The following is a 507-nucleotide window of genomic DNA, read 5'->3' as shown; positions in this document are numbered from 1 at the left end:
TATGGGGGGAGGCTCCTTTTTATGTCAATGTTAATAATTGATGAACCTGGGCTTTTTGTGGTTGAGGATAAAGTCAAGATCACAGAGAATTTCAATAACTTATAGTGCATTTCCTTTCGGGTCGGGCTGTTCCTGGTTACGCTTTCGCTCCATCACCGAATACCTCAGCCCCGAGTCAGGCAGCTTCGACAGCGACACCCAGTTCTGCTCAGCCTGGTTCGAGCAGTACGGGTGGACCAAGGGGCCGTTCGGCGAGGCCGATGTCCTGGCCCGCGCCAAGGGCACCAGTGTTGATCTGGCGTACTGGAATCCGGCGGCGGCAAGGTGCGCCTGCTCAAGTGGAAAGAGTACACCACCGACTGGGACCTCGCCCAAGACGAGTGCACACAAGCGTGTCTTCGGCCTCGTGATAGATTTTGGGACATCCCAGTCCCCAAAATCGACTCGGCCTTTGACAACCTATTCGTGCCCCAGACGTCCTGGTCACCAAGCACTACGCAACAACCT

General features: G+C 55.0%; 1 protein-coding gene. It reads right to left on the bottom strand.

What is annotated here, in order from left to right; genetic code table 11:
• Positions 1-99: 99 nt before the first annotated feature.
• A complete protein-coding gene (locus ACOCD2_RS26300) occupies positions 100-390 on the bottom strand; it encodes a hypothetical protein (RefSeq protein ID WP_419626461.1) in 291 nt (96 codons plus the stop codon).
• Positions 391-507: the final 117 nt, after the last annotated feature.

Origin of the sequence: Thiolapillus sp., from assembly GCF_048562965.1 — a bacterium.
Lineage (GTDB): Bacteria > Pseudomonadota > Gammaproteobacteria > Chromatiales > Chromatiaceae > Thiolapillus > Thiolapillus brandeum_A.
The sequence above is the reverse complement of the archived record's forward strand: the minus strand, read 5'-3'. Positions and strand labels throughout refer to the sequence as shown.